Annotated in this window: 11 protein-coding genes; 5 read left to right on the forward strand and 6 right to left on the reverse strand. The window is 35.4% G+C overall.

All coding sequences use genetic code 11. The features are described 5' to 3' along the window. Positions 1–64: 64 nt before the first annotated feature. The 4 genes from sufD to AC1DVP_RS02285 all read right to left on the reverse strand — a co-directional run bounded on the left by sufD (position 65) and on the right by AC1DVP_RS02285 (position 4,036). Positions 65–1,381: a Fe-S cluster assembly protein SufD gene (sufD, locus tag AC1DVP_RS02270; RefSeq protein ID WP_477181934.1), complete on the reverse strand. Its 1,317-nt coding sequence runs from the start codon at positions 1,379–1,381 to the stop codon at positions 65–67. 1 nt (position 1,382) lies between these two features. After that, on the reverse strand, positions 1,383–2,129 hold the full coding sequence (gene sufC / locus AC1DVP_RS02275; RefSeq protein WP_477181935.1) for a Fe-S cluster assembly ATPase SufC: 747 nt from the start codon (positions 2,127–2,129) through the stop codon (positions 1,383–1,385). 32 nt (positions 2,130–2,161) lie between these two features. Further along, a complete protein-coding gene (sufB, locus tag AC1DVP_RS02280; protein ID WP_477181936.1) occupies positions 2,162–3,610 on the reverse strand; it encodes a Fe-S cluster assembly protein SufB in 1,449 nt (482 codons plus the stop codon). Positions 3,611–3,706: 96 nt separating this feature from the next. Further along, complete coding sequence (locus AC1DVP_RS02285) at positions 3,707–4,036, reverse strand: HesB/IscA family protein (protein ID WP_477181937.1); 330 nt, start codon at positions 4,034–4,036, stop codon at positions 3,707–3,709. Positions 4,037–4,299: 263 nt separating this feature from the next. Here AC1DVP_RS02285 and AC1DVP_RS02290 point away from each other — a divergent pair, with 263 nt between their 5' ends. From AC1DVP_RS02290 to AC1DVP_RS02300, 3 genes are all read left to right on the forward strand, one after another. Next, positions 4,300–5,259 carry a YjgN family protein gene (locus AC1DVP_RS02290; protein WP_477181938.1) on the forward strand — a complete coding sequence of 320 codons (960 nt, stop codon included), beginning with the start codon at positions 4,300–4,302 and terminating at the stop codon, positions 5,257–5,259. Positions 5,260–5,263: 4 nt separating this feature from the next. Beyond that, on the forward strand, positions 5,264–6,331 hold the full coding sequence (locus AC1DVP_RS02295; RefSeq protein ID WP_477181939.1) for a M48 family metallopeptidase: 1,068 nt from the start codon (positions 5,264–5,266) through the stop codon (positions 6,329–6,331). 126 nt (positions 6,332–6,457) lie between these two features. Next, on the forward strand, positions 6,458–7,315 hold the full coding sequence (locus AC1DVP_RS02300) for an MBL fold metallo-hydrolase (protein WP_477181940.1): 858 nt from the start codon (positions 6,458–6,460) through the stop codon (positions 7,313–7,315). Between the two features lie 65 nt (positions 7,316–7,380). Here AC1DVP_RS02300 and AC1DVP_RS02305 read toward each other — a convergent pair whose 3' ends face one another. After that, the gene (locus AC1DVP_RS02305) at positions 7,381–11,298 is read right to left on the reverse strand and encodes an RCC1 domain-containing protein (protein ID WP_477181941.1); all 3,918 of its coding nucleotides are present in this window, start codon (positions 11,296–11,298) and stop codon (positions 7,381–7,383) included. 685 nt (positions 11,299–11,983) lie between these two features. On the opposite strand from AC1DVP_RS02305, the gene AC1DVP_RS02310 reads away from it, so the two are divergent. After that, on the forward strand, positions 11,984–13,564 hold the full coding sequence (locus AC1DVP_RS02310) for a S8 family peptidase (protein WP_477181942.1): 1,581 nt from the start codon (positions 11,984–11,986) through the stop codon (positions 13,562–13,564). A gap of 65 nt (positions 13,565–13,629) precedes the next feature. After that, complete coding sequence (locus AC1DVP_RS02315; RefSeq protein ID WP_477181943.1) at positions 13,630–15,495, forward strand: M1 family metallopeptidase; 1,866 nt, start codon at positions 13,630–13,632, stop codon at positions 15,493–15,495. 309 nt (positions 15,496–15,804) lie between these two features. On the opposite strand, the gene AC1DVP_RS02320 is transcribed toward AC1DVP_RS02315, so the two are convergent. Continuing rightward, positions 15,805–18,465 carry an MGH1-like glycoside hydrolase domain-containing protein gene (locus AC1DVP_RS02320; RefSeq protein WP_477181944.1) on the reverse strand — a complete coding sequence of 887 codons (2,661 nt, stop codon included), beginning with the start codon at positions 18,463–18,465 and terminating at the stop codon, positions 15,805–15,807. Between the last annotated feature and the right edge of the window lie 208 nt (positions 18,466–18,673).

Consider the following 18,673-nt stretch of genomic DNA (forward strand, 5'->3'; position numbering starts at 1 on the left):
AGGTATAATATATTTATACTTTGGCGCTCTTTGCGTAAATCTTTGTGAACCTTGTGGTTAAAAATTATAAATCAAACCCTATTTTAACGCCCAATTTATTAGCGATAATTTTGGTGATTCGTTGTTTCAATTCAGGTATTTTGATGTTTTCGATTACGGCATTCGAGAAAGCGTACATCAATAATGCTTTGGCTTCCTTTTTCGGGATTCCGCGCTGTTGCATGTAGAACATAGCGGTTTCGTCCAGTTGGCCAACAGTACAGCCGTGGGAACATTTTACGTCATCGGCAAAGATTTCCAATTGCGGTTTGGCGTTAATAGTTGCTTTGTCGCTTAATACAATGTTGTTGCTTTTTTGAAAAGCATTTGTTTTTTGGGCTTCTCTTTCCACATATACTTTTCCGTTAAAAACACCTGTGGAGCGGTCGTTGAAAATTCCTTTGTAATCTTGGAAACTTTCGCAATTTGGTGTCGCGTGGTTTACCAATGTATAATGATCAACGTGCTGACTTTCGCCAATAATTGTGATTCCGTTTAATGTACTCGTCAAACGTTCTCCAAAATGGTAAAAGTTCAAATTGTTTCTGGTTAAGTTTCCTCCGAAAGAGAAAGTGTGTACCGAAACGTGGCTTTCCTGTTTTTGGGAAACATACGTATTGTCAATTAAATTGGCCTCCAGATTATCATTTTGAATTTTGTAATAATCCACAATGGCTCTTTTTTGGGCAAAAATTTCGGTAACCGAATTGGTTAAAACCGGATTTTCGTTCAAGCTTTGATGACGTTCTATGATTTGTACGTGTGAATTTTCACCAACGATAACCAAGTTTCTAGGCTGAACCAAAAGTGCTGTTTCGCTTCCTGTAGAGAAATACATGATTTCTATAGGTTTGTCGGCAACTTTGCTTTTAGGGATGTTGATGTAGGCTCCTTCATTGGCGAAAGCTGTATTCAAGGAAGTCAAACTTTCTTCTTTACTGGCTATCTTATTGAAATAAGTATCAATAATCATTTTGTATTTTGGTTTGTTTAACGCTGATGACATTAAGCAAACATCAATACTGTCGTGAGTAGTTGAAGATAAATGGGAACTAAAAACACCGTCTACAAAAACTACTTTGTAGCTATCTATTTCGTGTAAAAAGTATTTTTTTACATCATTATAGTGGATGGCATTTTCTGTTTTTGGAAAAACGCTAAAATCATTTTTCAGGATAGCGTTTAGCGAAGTGTATTTCCAACTTTCTTCTTTTTTAGTCGGGAAACCTTTATTTTCGAAGTTTTTTATAGCGGTTGTCCGCACGTTGTGAAGTTCAGAATGAACATCGATACGTTCTTCAAAAGCCATAAAAGACGATAGTAATTTTTCTTTTAGCTCCATCTTAATTATCTCCTTTAATCCAGTCGTATCCTTTTTCTTCCAGTTCGTGAGCTAATTCTGCTCCGCCTGATTTTACAATTTTTCCGTTGTGAAGAACGTGAACAAAATCTGGAACAATATAATCCAATAATCTTTGGTAGTGAGTAATTACGATCACAGCATTTTTATCGCTTTTCAATTTATTCACGCCATTGGCAACAATTCTTAAAGCATCGATGTCAAGACCAGAATCGGTTTCGTCAAGGATAGCCAGTTTTGGATCCAACATCGCCATTTGAAAAATTTCATTTCTTTTTTTCTCACCACCAGAGAAACCTTCGTTAAGGGAACGAGAAAGAAATTTTCTGTCAATTTCCAACAATTCTGATTTTTCGCGGATTACTTTCAGCATTTCGTTGGCAGGCATTTCTTCTTGGCCGTTTGCTTTACGTGTTTCGTTTATAGCAGTTCTCATAAAGTTGGTTACTGAAACTCCAGGGATTTCCACTGGATATTGGAATGAAAGAAAAATACCTTTGTGGGCCCTTTCCTCTGGAGCAAGATCGGCAAGATCTTCGCCGTCCAAAAAGATTTCACCATCGGTTACTTCATAATTTTCGTTTCCGGCAACAACAGCTGAAAGCGTACTTTTTCCGGCACCGTTAGGTCCCATTATCGCATGGACTTCTCCAGCTTTTACTTCAAGGTTTATTCCTTTTAATATTTCTTTGTCGCCTATTGAGGCGTGTAGATTTTTTATTGATAACATTTTTTGAATGTGTTTTTATACTTTGTTTATTTTTATCCTACTGAACCTTCAAGTGAAATTTCCAATAATTTTTGTGCTTCTACGGCAAATTCCATTGGCAATTTGTTCAACACGTCTTTACTGAAACCGTTTACGATAAGCGCAATAGCTTTTTCGGTTGGGATTCCGCGCTGGTTGCAATAGAAAACTTGATCTTCACCAATTTTACTCGTTGTAGCTTCATGTTCCACTTTGGCAGTTGGGTTTTTGCTTTCGATATATGGAAAAGTATGCGCTCCACAATGATTTCCCATTAACAGCGAATCACATTGCGAAAAATTTCGGGCGTTTTCAGCTCTTGCTCCAATTTGAACCAAACCTCTATAGCTGTTTTGTGATTTTCCTGCAGAGATACCTTTGGAGATAATAGTTGATTTGGTGTTTTTGCCCAAATGAATCATCTTGGTTCCAGTATCGGCCTGTTGGTAATTATTGGTAACGGCAATAGAATAAAATTCTCCGATAGAGTTATCTCCTTTTAAAATAACAGAAGGATATTTCCAGGTAATCGCTGATCCTGTTTCTACTTGAGTCCAAGAGATTTTGGCATTTTTCTCGCAGAATCCTCTTTTGGTCACAAAATTGAAAACACCGCCTTTACCTTCTTTATTTCCTGGATACCAGTTTTGAACTGTTGAATATTTTATTTCGGCATCGTCCAAGGCAATCAATTCTACAACTGCGGCATGCAATTGGTTTTCGTCGCGGGTTGGAGCAGTACATCCTTCTAAGTAAGAAACATAACTGCCTTCGTCAGCCACTAATAGGGTTCTTTCGAATTGTCCTGTTCCTGCTTGATTGATTCTAAAATAAGTAGACAGTTCCATTGGGCAACGAACTCCTTTTGGGATATAACAGAAAGATCCGTCTGAGAATACAGCCGAATTCAAGGCTGCATAAAAGTTGTCTCTTTGAGGAACAACAGTACCAAGATATTTACGAACTAATTCAGGGTGTTCTTTGATGGCTTCGGAAATGCTCATAAAGATAATTCCTTTTTCACCTAATGTTTTTTTGAATGTTGTAGCTACCGAAACAGAGTCAACTACGATATCCATAGCAACGTTATTCATCTTTTTTTGCTCATCAATAGAGATACCTAACTTTTTGTACATTTCTAAAAGTTCAGGATCAACGTCGTCCAATGTTTTGTTTGGATCTGCTTTTTTTGGTGCTGAGTAATAAGAAATGGCTTGAAAGTCCGGTTTTTGATACTTAACGTTTGCCCATTCTGGCTCAATCATTTCTTCCCAAGCGCGGAAAGCCTCAATGCGCCAGTCGGTCATCCATTGTGGTTCGTCTTTCTTTTGAGAAATAGCGCGAACAATATCTTCATTTAAACCAATAGGAAAAGTTTCAGATTCTAATTCAGTATAGAATCCGTACTCATATTCTTTGGTTTCTAATTCGATTTTTAAATCGTCTTCGGTGTATTTTGACATTTTTTATTGTATTGAAAGATTTAAAAATTGAGGGATTTAAATATTAAAAAACTTCCGTAATCTTTAAATCTTTAAAATTTTCAATCATTTGATTTTTTAAAGTGAAAATGATTCCCCGCAGCCACAGGTTCTGTTGGCATTCGGATTGTTAAAAACGAAACCTTTTCCGTTTAATCCTCCGGAAAATTCCAGTATCGTTCCGGCTAAATAGAGGAATGATTTTTTTTCGACAGCGATACTGATGTCGTTGTCAACAAATATTTTATCGTCTTCGCCTTTGGTTTTGTCAAATTTCAAATCATATGACAAACCAGAGCATCCGCCACTTTTCACGCCTACTCTCACGTAGTCTACAGCAGCATCAAAACCATCGTCTTTCATAAGATCGATAATTTTCTTTTTGGCAGTATCAGAAACTTGTATCATCTTAATTTTTTTTATGTTTTTTAGAAGTAAATAACTTAAAGTGAGTTTTATAAAAAGAACCCAGCTTTTGAAAGCTTCTTTACACCCTAATCTTTATTTCGTCTAAATTAACTGCAAAGATACTACATAAAATGCTTTTTTCCATGACTGATAACATTTATATAACTAATAAGAAAATAGATATTTGTTATATAATGACTAGAATTAATGATTAAAATGATATATTTATAACCTATTAACAAACTAAATAGTATTAAATAATTATGGAAGAAACATTAAAGACCCCAACAAACTACCAGCTTGAATTTAATGGAAAAGGAAGTGAATTTTTTAGCGTTATTATTGTCAATTGGCTATTGACAGTTCTTACTTTAGGGTTTTATTACCCATGGGCCAAAGCAAGAAAACTACAGTTTTTATACGGTGAAACTTCTTTGAATGGCGATTCCTTTTCATTTCATGGAACGGGAAAGGAAATGTTTAAAGGTTTTATAAAAGTAATACTTATTATTGCAATTATCTATTCTTTGTTTTTTTTGTTAATCTACCTTAAATTACCATTTTTGGGACTTGGTGTACTTTATTTAAGTATTTTGGCGCTATTGCCGTTTGCAATCCATGGCTCTTACAGATACCGAATGTCCAGAACCTCCTGGAGAGGTATCCGTTTTGGATATAGAGGAGACCGTAAAGAGTTTAGTATAAATTTTTTTAAATGGCTGTTTTTCACTATTTGTACTTTTGGAATATATGGCTCTTGGATGTCTATTAATATGAGAAATTATATATTAGGGAATATCCGATTTGGCGATGTTGAATTTAACAGTGATGGTGATGGTGGAGATTATTTTATGTTAAATCTGAAAGGCTATTTATTGACAGTATTTACTTTAGGGATATATGCTTTTTGGTGGCAGCAAGAACTTTTTGAATATTACATTAATAATTTAAGCATGAATAAAGGGGATAAAGAAATCGCCTTAAATTCAACGGTTACTGGTGGCGGTTTTTTTAAATTGGCTATTGTAAATATATTAATAATCATTGGTACGCTCGGCATCGGATATGCATGGGTTGTTACAAGAACAATGAAATATATTTTTGAGAATATTGAAATGGAAGGAAATATCGATTTGAACTCATTACTGCAAACGGAAGAGAACTATAAAGATGCTACTGGAGAAGATATTGGAGATTTCCTCGACATGGATTTTGTGATGTAATAGGATGAAAGAAAAAATTAATGCGGTTTTCTTTGATGGAGAATCGGCTATTCCGAAAGATATTGAATTAATTCTTGACATTGAGAAGAATGTTCTTGTTTTTGAAACGGACAATAATCAGCAGCATTTTTGGAATTTGAATGCAATTGATTTTCAAGTAAAATCAAAGAATATGTACATTGAATATGGGAATGATCCTATTCAAAACATCAAAATTAATGACAGTGATTTTACAGCGAGACTTCAAGATTTTAGAAAAAAGAAAAAAAATCTGAGTTGGTATCATAAATTAATGGATATGGGAATCAAAGCCCATATCTTTTTTACTGTTTTTATCTTTGCGATTATTGGATTAGGCTATTTTTTTGCCATTCCCTGGATAGCAGAAAAAGCGGTGATAATTATTCCAGAAGATTATGATTCTCATTTGGGGACAACTTTTTTTGAACAAAATATGCTGTTTAGCGATGTTGATGCCGAAAAAACAAAAGCATTGAATTTATTTGCAAAAGAGCTTAATTTAAAAAACACAAAAAAATTAAAATTCACGGTTGTAGATTCCCCAATTGTGAATGCTTATGCACTTCCAGACGGGAATATTGTTGTTTTTTCGGGGATACTTAATACCATGAAAAACTATGACGAATTAGTTGGATTAATAGGTCATGAAGTAGCTCATGTGAATCATCGGCATTCAATGAAAATGGTGTGCAGAAATTTGTCGGGCTATATATTTGTATCTGCTGTTTTAGGAGATGCGAATGGGATTATGGCAACAATTGGAGATAACGTAAACAATTTGCAATCGCTGTCTTATTCCAGAAATTTTGAACATGAAGCAGATGTGGAAGGCTTTGAGATTGTTGCTTTAAATAAAATAAATCCAAAAGGGATGTCTAATTTATTTAAAAGATTGCAAGATGAAGAAGTTGTAACAATCCCAGAATTTTTAAGCTCACATCCAGTTACAACGGAAAGAATTAAGGATATCAATGAATTGATTAAAACGAAACCTTTTCAGTTTGAAGACAATTTAAAATTAAAAAAGCTGTTCTCGGTCATTAAAAATTAAATTAGGCCTGAATTCAAAAAAGGATTCAGGCTTTTTTATTGGTTTGATTTTTGAATTCGTTTCAAAAATAGTTTTAGATTATTCTTGAATCGCATACATTTGGGCATAAATTCAATTCTAAGCACTATGAAACTTTATCCAATAGAAACGGGCAATTTTAAGCTAGACGGCGGAGCAATGTTTGGTGTGGTTCCTAAAACGATTTGGAACAAAACCAATCCTGCCGACGAAAATAATTTAATTGATATTGCTGCGCGCTGTTTGTTAATTGAAGACGGTAGCCGATTGATTTTGATTGACACCGGAATGGGGAACAAACAATCCGATAAGTTTTTTGGCTATTACTCGCTTTGGGGAACTCATTCTATGGACAAATCTTTGGCTCAATACGGTTTTCATCGCGATGACATTACTGATGTTTTTATGACGCATTTGCATTTTGACCACTGTGGAGGAAGCATTCAATGGAATAAAGACAAAACTGGTTATGAACCTGCTTTCAAAAATGCAAAATTCTGGACAAATGAAAATCATTGGGAATGGGCCACAAAGCCCAATGCTAGAGAGAAAGCCTCTTTTTTATCAGAGAACATTTTACCAATGCAGGAAAGCGGGCAGTTGCATTTTATCGCTAAACAAGAAGGCGATTTTTGCATTTCAAATGAATTGGGATTTGGAATTTTTTATGTTGATGGTCATACCGAAAAAATGATGATTCCACATATTCAGTATCAGGATAAAATGATTGTTTTTTGTGCCGACTTAATTCCAACAGCAGGACATCTGCCTTTGCCTTATGTAATGGGGTATGATACACGGCCGTTGCTGACCATGCCTGAAAAATCTAAATTTTTGAATGCGGCAGCAAATCAAAATTATTATTTATTTCTTGAACATGATGCGCATAACGAGATTATTACCGTTGAGCATACGGAGAAAGGAGTGCGATTGAAAGAGCGGTTTAATTGTTCGGATATTTTTTAAAAACATAAAAAAACCTCATTTTCATCAGTTTGAAAATGAGGTTTTTTTGTTAACACGGAATATAATTATTCGACTATAACTTTTTTAGCGGAAGCGGCATCCTGATTAATTAGATAGATATAGTAAACTCCTTTTGGAAGACCGGATAAACTAATAGTATTGTTTGTATTGGCAGAATCCAAATTAAATGTTTTTACTAATTGTCCTAATGAATTATAAACTGTAGCTTTTTCTAAGGCAATGTTTAGAATGTTTATCTCCCCTTTTGTAGGATTTGGATAGACAATAGCTTTGCTAAATTCAGAATCTTCCAGTCCTAAAGTGCAAGTCTCAGAATAGACAGTGGTAGTTTCTTTAATTTTAGACCAATTCGCGTTAGAGTATGTGGTGCTATCAACTTTTACACAGCCCAAAGTGGTAATTCCTAAAAAGGAAGTTCCTGGAATGTTACTTGCTTTTTTACTTGTTACTGATGCCACAATAAGGTTTTGGTTGTTTCCGTTTTTCAAATTTAAATATACAAGTGGATTGCCTGTAACATAAAGAATTTGAAGATTGGTATTTTTAGAAAGATCTAAAGTGACAAGCTGATTGTTGCTGCAGTCTAAAATTTTTAATGCAGTAAAAATTTCAATTCCGGTTAAATCTTTAATGTTACTGTTTGAAAGATTTAAGGAGGTAATTGTACTTATGTTTGTGGCGGTAATTTTTCCGTTTAGACCATCAGTGTCAATTCCCAAATCAATTAGTTTTTGTTCAAAATTTGAATCGGGAATTAAAGTATATTGTGTACAGTCTGTATTATAAGTTGCCGAAACATCCTTAGAATTAGCCCAATTCTTATCAGAATAAGTTTTATCATCAACCAGTATACAATTTAAATTTGGGTTGCCTGTAAAAAACAATTTCCGATTTACAAAATTTAAATTATTTCCATTTTTTAAATTAAGAGATATTAATTTATTGCTTGAACAATTAATTTCTTTCAAAATAATATTTTTAGAAATGTCTAATCTAGATAATTTATTTGAATAACTGACTAAAGTGTCTAAAGCCACATTTGTAGATACATCTAGAGTTTCTAATTGATTGTCAGGGCAACGAAGAAGACCTAAGTTTACATTTTTTGATATATCTAATGCTGTTAACTGATTATTGCCACAATCCAATTCAATTAATGGAATGTTTTTTGTCACATCAAGAGTTGTTAATTTATTTGAGAAACTGCCTAAATGTTTTAAATTCAGATTTTTGTAAATATCAAGAGTCGTTATTTGATTATAGTTACAGTCTATTTTCTTTAAATTAAGATTTTTAGAAACATCTAAAGTTGCTAATTTATTAAAATCACAATTTAATGTTTCCAAATTTATAAAATACTCAATACCAGTTAAGCTTGTAATTGAGCTATATGAAACATCCAATGTAGTCAATTTGTCAATGTTGCTGGTCAACACTTTTCCATCAGCCGCTCCGGAGTCAATTCCTAGCGCTATTAATTTTTTTTCAAAGTTTACATCAGGGATTAATGTATATAAATTAGCGTCATTTTGAGAATTGTACAGTTTGGTGATTTCTTCAGGAGTTAGGACACGATTCCAAATTCCTACATCATCTATTGAACCTTTAAAATATTCATTATTAGTGTCTCCGTCAATTCGTTTTCCTATTCTGAAATTTTTATTAATTGTGTTTAAGGTTATATTTTTCCCATCAACATAATTTCCATCAATAAACAATGAAACCTTTGTGCCATCATAGGTTATAGTGATGAAATGCCAAGTATTGTCTAAATAATTATTTTGTATTCCAAGATCATTGTTGGAAAAATTAGACGAGCTTATAAAATCAAGATAACCTTTGGAGTAAAGACTAAGTGCAAATCTTTGATTTGTTGATAAATTACCGTAATTAAATATAGTGCTATAGTTGCTTTCCGTGTAATTAGGAGAATTTGTTTTGAACCAACCTGAAATTGTTCTAGGAGAATTATTTTGGGGAATGGTGGCTATAGTTGCATCAATATAACTTAATATCCCATCAAAACTATAAGCGCTATTTGGATTTCCTGCTTTATCTGTGATCAAGACAGCTCCGGTTACGGTGCCATTATATCCGTTTCCGCTAACATCATTTGCATTTCCCGTAAAAGGGTAATAAGCAATCAAACCATTGGAAGGGACGTATGTTGGTATTAGACTTGTAACTGTTACATCGACAACTGTTCTTGAACTCTCACATCCGTTGATTGTTTGCGAAACATAATATTTACCTGTTTGTAGTGCGGTCAATAAAGACAAAGAATTTCCTCCTGTAATGTTATTATACCATTTAACATTAGATCCGGTTGCTTGTAAATTAGTAACTGCTGCGCCAGTATTGAATGTTTGTCCAGTTGCAGTTGGTGGAGGTGTATTGGCAGCGGTAACAGTTACAATATTTAATACGATACAGCCATTGTTGTCCTTTACGTATAGTTCATAAACTCCTGCTGATAAATTAGTAAATATATTTGAAGATTGAAAAACCATATTAGAAATTGCATATTGGTAGGGTGTCGTTCCTCCATTAGCTATAATGGTTATAATTCCGTTATTGTCCCCATTACAATCGGTATTTGTAATTGTTGTTGTGGCAAAAAGAGGACTTGGCTCTGTAATGACAAAACTCTTAGTGATTGATAACGAAGAGGCATCTGTCACAGTGCAAGAATAAGTTCCTGCAGACAATCCAGTAATTTTTTCTGTCTTTGCTCCATTAGACCAAAGATAAGAATATGGAGTTGTACCACCTGAAACAGATGTTACCGAAGCTGAACCATTTTTATCGCCAAAACAGGTTATATTGGCTTGAGATGTTGTCATTGTAAATGAAGATGGGCACACAACTGTTATCGGTACATTTTTATTAACATTTGTACCATCACCTAATTGCCCATCAGCATTATCTCCGAAAGTCCACATAACGCCATCAGAACTTACAGCAGCTGTGTAATACCAGCCTGCGGCGACATCTTGCCAATTTTTTGAAGCTCCTATTTGTATTGGTATAAGGCTGTTTAGGGTTGTACCATTTCCTAATTCGTTATGCGAATTATATCCCCAGTTCCATAAAGAGCCATCTGTTTTTATAGCAATTGTATGATCGCCCGCCGCTCCTAAACTTTTCCAATCCGTGGACGTTCCTATTTTTGTCGGAACATAGCTATCCGTAGTTGTGCCGTTTCCTAACTCTCCATATTTATTTTTTCCCCAAGCCCATAGAGATCCGTCTGTTTTTATAGCAAGTGTATGACTGCCTCCTCCACATATAATTTTCCAATCAGTTGCTGTTCCTATTTTTTTTGGAGAATTACTTTTAGAAGTAGTACCATCACCTAATTGTCCATCATCATTTCCTCCCCACGTCCATAAAGTGCCATCTGTTTTTAATGCAATTGTATGAAAATAACCTACAGTTATCGATTTCCAATCTGTAGCTGTTCCAACTTGTTTAGGAATGCTGCTGTCCGAACTGTTACCGGTGCCCAATTCTCCAAAATAATTATCTCCCCAAGCCCATAAAGTTCCATCGTTCTTTAAGGCCATTGTATATTGATTTCCTGCTGCTACTGTCTGCCAATTAGTAGCAGTTCCTATTTGTGTAGGAATACTTTTATTTGTGGAGGTACCATCTCCCAATTGCCCTTCCTTGTTGCTGCCCCAGGCCCACAAAGTACCATCGTTTTTTAGTGCAACCGTATGATTCGTTCCGGTAACTACTATTTTCCAATCAGTAGCTGTTCCGATTTTTTTTGGCGTATAGTTATTTATAAGGGTGCCATCTCCTAATTGTCCACTTTTGTTTTCTCCCCAGCTCCACAAGCTATTATCTGTTTGTGTGGCTACAGTATAACTATATCCGGCAGTTACTGTTTTCCAGCATTGTGCATTTATTTGTAAACAGGAAAGTATTGTCAGAAGTAATAGTAAAGTTTTTTTCATAAAATAAAGATTTGGGTTGTTTACTAGTATGTTTTATTTAAAATCCGTTTTTTAAGTATTTCATAAAGTGGGGGTGGGGTGTATGCTCAGTAACTGCTTAAATGATATTTTTTCAAATTAGAGTATTAGGTATTGGCATCATTTTTCAAAAATGACAATAAGTAAGTATAAACTTTCAGGAACTGATATGGAAATATTTGGAATTTGTCTATTAGCAGATAAATTTGCTAAAAACAAGAAGATTAGGTTTCTTTCCATAAATGGGTAACAGTTTTTTGTATTATACAATATTACAATTAATATTACTTTTCTAGTAATATATTGCTAGGAAAAACCACTCTATTTTAAGATTTGTTTATAGATGGATTGTAAGATATTTTTTAGTTCATTTGGGTAATTACAATGCTAAGGATTGAAAACAGACCAATTCTCCATATCATTGAAGTCATACTCTTTGGTTTTTTTATATTTAACTGGTTTTTAGTTTTTTTAAAGAATTATTCGAAAGATTACTATTCCAAAATAAGCGTCGCTTTTTTTTAGTAATAATTCTTCCTTTCTAATTTTATAACAAAATTTATTTCTAAACGCATTTTATCATAAAAAACMGTTAATGATTGCGTAATTTTTAATTTACTTCCACTATTTTTGAAGTTGATTACTAATACCGAAAAACTACGTACAGATGAAAAGAATAAACTTAACTTCATTAACATTATTAACAGCTTTGTCTGTATGCCTTTCGGCAAATGCACAAACGGCAGTCACTTATACTGGAAAAAAAGGAAAATTAAGCGAACATGAACTGCAAAGATGGTCACATTTGGATTTAGCCAAAGACAGTGTCCCTGGAATGAGTGTGGATAAAGCCTATGCCGAATTGTTAAAAGGCAAAAAAGGGGTCAAAGTAATTGTTGGAATTGTAGATTCTGGTGTAGATATTGACCATGAAGATTTGAAATCAGTTGTTTGGACCAATAAAAAAGAAATTGCCGGGAACGGAATTGACGATGATAAAAACGGTTTTATAGATGATATTCATGGCTGGAATTTCTTAGGAAATGCAGTGCATGAAACCCTTGAAATGACTCGAATCGCAAAAAAAGGAGATGATGGGTCGGCAACTTACAAAAGCGCTTTGGCAGCTTATGATGAAAAAAACAACAAAGCTTTAAAAGACAAAAAACAAGTTGATTTTTTGACGGGTTCAGATAAAGCTATTCAAACATATTTAGGCAAAGAGAATTATACTATTGAAGATTTAAACGGAATCGTAACTACAGATCCCGATTTGACCAAAAGCAAAATGATCATGAGCCGTATTTTAACCAATGCTGGACCAACTTTTAGAGATGAAATTAAAGAGTACAGTGATTATGTTGACGGGCAATTGAAATATAATCTGAACAAAGAGTTTGATGGCAGAAAAGTGGTTGGTGATAATCCTGAAGATATCAAAAACACCAAATACGGTAACAATACCGTTTATGGGCCAGACAAAGAAGAAGCACTTCACGGAACTCACGTAGCAGGAATTATTGCACAAGTAAGAGGTAATAATATTGGTGGAGACGGAGTTGCTAATAATGTAGAGATTATGACTGTAAGAGCTGTTCCAGACGGAGATGAATATGATAAAGACATTGCATTAGCGATTCGTTATGCAGTTGATAATGGTGCCAAAGTTATTAATGGCAGTTTTGGAAAAAGTTATTCTCCGCATAAGCAATGGGTTTTTGATGCTATAAAATATGCCGAAAAGAAAGATGTATTATTTGTTCATGCGGCTGGAAATGACGGAGATAATATTGATTTGCCCGAAAATGCCAATTTTCCAAATGACTCACAGGACAATATAAAAGAATTTGCTTCAAATGTACTGACTGTAGGTGCTTTGAATAATCAATATGGAAGTAATGTAATCGCTCCATTTTCAAATTACGGAACTTTCAATGTAGACGTTTTTGCTCCGGGTGACGAAATTTATGCAACAATTCCAAATAATAAATACAAATATTTGCAGGGGACTTCAATGGCTTCGCCAAATGCTGCCGGAGTTGCAGCGTTGATTCGTTCATATTACCCAAAATTATCAGCTAAGCAAGTAAAACAAATCTTGATGGATTCAGGGACACCGCTTCCAGATGATGTAGTTTTGGGTGAAAATCAAGATATAAATGTTAAGTCTGATAAAACATCAAAATCGGCCAAAATGGTAAATGCCTATAACGCGCTTTTGATGGCAGAAAAAATATCAAAAAAATAATTTTAATTTTTATTAATCTAATGGAAGGGTTTTTTTAAACTCTTCCATTTTTTCATTTTAATGCAATGCGCAAACTCGTTTTATTCTTATTCTTTTCCGTAAATCTATTCGCCCAAAAGCAAGGTTATTGGCAACAGCATGCTGATTACAAAATGGATGTTACAATGGATGTCAAAAATTATCAGTACAAGGGGAAACAAGAACTGATTTATACCAATAACTCTTCCGATACATTAAAAAAAGTGTATTATCATTTGTATAATAATGCTTTTCAGCCTGGAAGCGAAATGGATGCAAGACTTCAAACCATCAAAGATCCTGATGCCCGTATGGTAACTAAAATAAAAGCGGATGGCAAGGATGTAAAAGAAAGCCGAATCAAAAACTTAAAACCAAATGAAATCGGTTATTTAAAAATTTCAAATTTCAAACAAGATGGCGTTACGGCAGTTGCCAAAGAAGTAAGCACAATTCTTGAGGTGACTTTGGCTAAACCAATTTTGCCAAATTCAAAAACTGTTTTTACACTGGATTTTGACGGCCAGGTGCCAGTGCAGATTCGCCGTTCAGGCCGAAATAATTCTGAGGGAATTGAATTGTCGATGACACAATGGTATCCAAAAATGGCCGAATTTGACTTTGAGGGCTGGCATGCCGATCCTTATATTGCTAGAGAATTTCATGGGGTTTGGGGAAATTTTGATGTAAACATTACAATTGATAAAGACTATGCTTTGGGATGTACCGGTTATTTACAAAATCCAAACGAAATAGGTCATGGCTATCAAGATACTGGAGTTACTGTAGTATATCCTAAAAAAGCAAAAACGTTAACTTGGCATTTTGTGGCACCAATGGTTCATGATTTTGCCTGGGCTGCCGATAAAGATTATCAGCATGATATTGTAAAGGGACCCAATAATGTCGATTTGCATTTCCTTTTCAAAAACACGCCATCATTAGTCGAAAACTGGAGAAAAGCAGAGCCTCAGTTAGTAAAAGTAATGGACTTTTATAATAAAACTGTTGGAGATTATCCATATAAGCAATATTCGTTTATACAAGGCGGGGATGGAGGAATGGAGTATGCCATGTGTACGCTGATGTTAGGCAACGGAACTCCAGAAGGAATTTTAAAAACCGGTGCGCATGAGATGGGGCATTCTTGGTTTCAGCATATTTTAGCATCAAATGAATCCAAACATCCCTGGATGGACGAAGGTTTTACTACTTATATAGAATATTTGGCTCTGAATGATTTGAAAGAAAAAAAGGAAGAAAACCCATTCAAGGGAGTTTTTGCCGCTTATTATAAATTAGTCGAATCGGGGAAGGAAGAACCACTTTCCACACACGGAGACCATTTTGATGAAAACCGTTCCTATAGCAGTGCGTCTTATTATAAAGGATGTCTTTTTCTAGCACAATTGGGTTATGTAATCGGGCAGGAAAACTTGAACAAAACTGTAAAAAAATACTATCAGGATTTCAAATTCAAGCACCCGTCACCAAATGATATCAAGAGAACTGCCGAGCGTGTTTCGGGAGCTAACCTCGATTGGTACTTGGTGGATTGGACAGAAACTTTAAATACCATCGATTACGGAATCAAAGATGTCAAAGAAAATGCAGATAAAACTACTGTAATTCTAGAAAGAATAGGCAGAATGCCAATGCCTATTGACCTCTTGGTAGAGTATGCAGACGGAACCAAAGAAAGTTTCTACATCCCATTGCGCATGATGAGTTTCGAAAAAGAAAATCCAACTCCTGCCATTACGAGAACTGTTCTGAACGATTGGGCCTGGGCATATCCTACTTTTGAGTTTAACATTTCAAAACCCAAAACGGCTATCAAGAAAATCACTATCGACCCAAGCGGTTTAATGGCCGATATCAAACAAAGCAATAATATTTACGAACTGAAGTAAATTCTTGGTTTAAAATATAAAAGGTTCTTTTAAAATGTAAAGTTTTAAAAGAGCCTTTTTTCGGTAAAAATTATTCGGGGGTGACCCTGTTAAGCAAAGGGGCTTACCTAATAGTATCGCTTATACAGCCCCTTTGCTCAACAGGGTCGGGCTATCCGCGCTACTTTGGTAGCCAGCTTTTATCCCTCACCCAGATATAGCAGCATTAAGGTAAACTTAGAAATTTAGGTTTTCAATAAGATTTCTCTTTGTAGCAAGGGTACATCGTATGTCTTTTTAAACGTATTTACAAAGACACGAAAAAATTATCTATTCCGTCTCCTCATGCAAATGCCTGATAATTTCGGCAATGAGCCCAGTCCACCCAGTTTGATGATTGGCTCCTAAACCTTTACCATTGTCTCCATCAAAATACTCAAAAAATAAATGATTTTTATTAAAAAGAGGGTCTTCCTGAAATTTTTTGTATTCGCCATACATCGGAATTTTTTTATTGGCATCCGGGACAAACAGTCTTAATAATCGTTTGGCAACACCCTGAGCGGCTTCCTGTAAATTGACTAATTTACCAGATTCGGCTGGGAATTCTACCTTAAAGTCTTTGCCGTAATAACTGTGGAATTTTTCCAGTGAGTCCAAAATCAAATAATTCATAGGAAACCAGATTGGACCTCTCCAATTGGAATTACCGCCAAACATATCTCCTGTTGCTTCGGCTGGCGTATAATCCACCTGGATGATGCCACCATCATGTTTGAATTTATATGGATGCTCTTTATGGTATTTGGATAGGGAACGCACACCAAAATCCGATAAAAATTCCTTTTCATCAAACATGCGCTTGAGGATCATTTTCATACGATGCCCTCTAAGAGTGGAGAGCAAACGGGTTTCTCCTTTTCCAGGATTGTACCAGCTGGATACCAAACTAGCCAAATCTGGACGGTTTTTTAAAACCCATTCGACACGGCGTTTAAATACCGGCAGTTTTTCCAGTAAATCCGGGGTTAATACTTCGACAGCAAATAAAGGGATTAATCCTACCATCGAGCGTATTTTTAGTAATTCGGCATCGTCATTCTCTTTATGGAGCATGTCATAATAGAACTGATCGTCTTCGTCCCAAAGACTTACTTTGTTTTCTCCCAAAGCCTGCATCGCTCCTGAAATTTGAAGAAAGTGCTCAAAGAATTTGGAGGCCATGTCCTGATAAACAGGGTTTTTAAGAGATATTTCACAGGCTATACGCAACATATTTAAGCAATACATTGCCATCCATCCAGTTCCATCGGCTTGTTCGAGATGACCTCCGGTTGGCAAATCAGCAGAACGGTCAAATACCCCAATATTATCCATCCCGAGGAATCCTCCTCCAAAGATGTTATTGCCATTTTCATCTTTTAAATTTACCCACCACGTAAAGTTGAGGAGCAGTTTGTGAAAAATGCGCTCTAAGAAAACGGTATCTCCAACGCCATTGTTGGCTTTTTTATCAATTTCATATACTTTCCAAGTAGCCCATGCATGTACAGGGGGGTTAACATCCGAGAACGACCATTCGTAAGCTGGGATTTGTCCGTTGGGGTGCATGTAATATTCGCGCAGAATAACCAATAATTGCCTTTTGGCAAAATCAGGATCTAATCGTGCCAGAGGCAAGGTGTGAAAAGCCAGATCCCATGCCGCAAACCAAGGATACTCCCACTTGTCCGGCATTGAGAGAATGTTGGATGTGTACATGTGTTTCCAAGCACTGTTGCGTCCTTCTTTTCGATTAGCATCAGGTCTGGGTGTTGAGGGATCACCTTTTAGCCATTCAAAAACATTATAATAATACCATTGTTTTGTCCAAAGCATTCCTGCATAGGCTTGCCGCTGAATGGATTTTAATTTTTCATCTTTTACTCCTTTTTGAACCTGATCATAAAATTCGTCGGCTTCCTCGATTCTTTGTTTAAAAATAGCATCAAAATCTTCAAAGGGAGTATCCGGACTAGCGTTTGTAAAGCGAAGGCGGTATTCTTTTTTTCCAAGTGGCGGAATGAAATCATCATAATGAACCGATGCCTTGGTACCAATGGCATCTGGATTTATGCTAGCTCGTTTTTGATTTATAATATAATCGTTTATTCCGTCTTTGGCATAAGCGGATTGATCCGGCGATTTATATAATTTTTCAAAATTGGTTTTATTATCACAAAATAAAAGGTCTTTGGCATTTTCGGCATACAGGTTGAAGCTGCCCACAAGTCTATGCTGTACTTCGATATGTGATTTTTCGACTCCGGTTAAAGTAGGTTTGTGTTTGTAATTGTCATATCCCCAGCTCCAGGTGTTTCTAAACCAAATAGTCGGCAATACCGAAATAGGTGCCATTAATTTGGAACGGTTCTCTACCGTTACTTTGATCAGTATGTCCTGTTCATCGGCTTTGGCATATTCTATGGTGATGTCAAAATATTCGTCTTTGTCAAAAACGCCAGTGTCGAGCAATTCGTATTCGGGTTCTTGGCGGCTGCGTTTTTTGCTTTCCTCTATTAGCTTTTCGTATGGAAAAGCGGCATGGGGATATTTGTACAGCATTTTTTGATACGAATGCGTAGGGGTCGAATCTAGGTAATAATAAATTTCTTTTACGTCTTCTCCGTGATTTGATTCGGCTGGGGTTAGCCCGAAGAAACGCTCTTTTAAGATGCGGTCTTTATGGTTCCAAAAGGCAAAAGCTAAACAAATATGCTGTTTATTGTCTGAAATCCCTCCAATACCTTCTTCTCCCCAGCGGTATGCTTTGGAACGAGCCATGTCGTGCGTGGTACTTCCCCAGGCATAACCGCTTTGAGAATAATCTTCCCTTACGGTTCCCCATTGTCTTTCGGACAAATAGGGTCCCCATTTTTTCCAGCCTTTATTATCAGTTCTTAGCTGTAAACGCGCTTTTTCGGCGTTGATTTTAGGATTGTTTTGTGGCATACCATTCTAAATTTGTTTCTATTTGCAATTTAATTAAAACACACATAAAAACACCTATTGAATTGGCAAAAATCATTGGAGATTATTACTCAAACGATATTTGTGAATAGTTTAATTTATGGAATTGTAATAAACTCAGAATTTGCTTAAGTTTTTTTAATACGATAAACAAATGATAGCAGAGACTACGCAAACTAATGGTGATTTT

It is taken from the genome of Flavobacterium sp. P3_A6 (assembly GCF_056403035.1).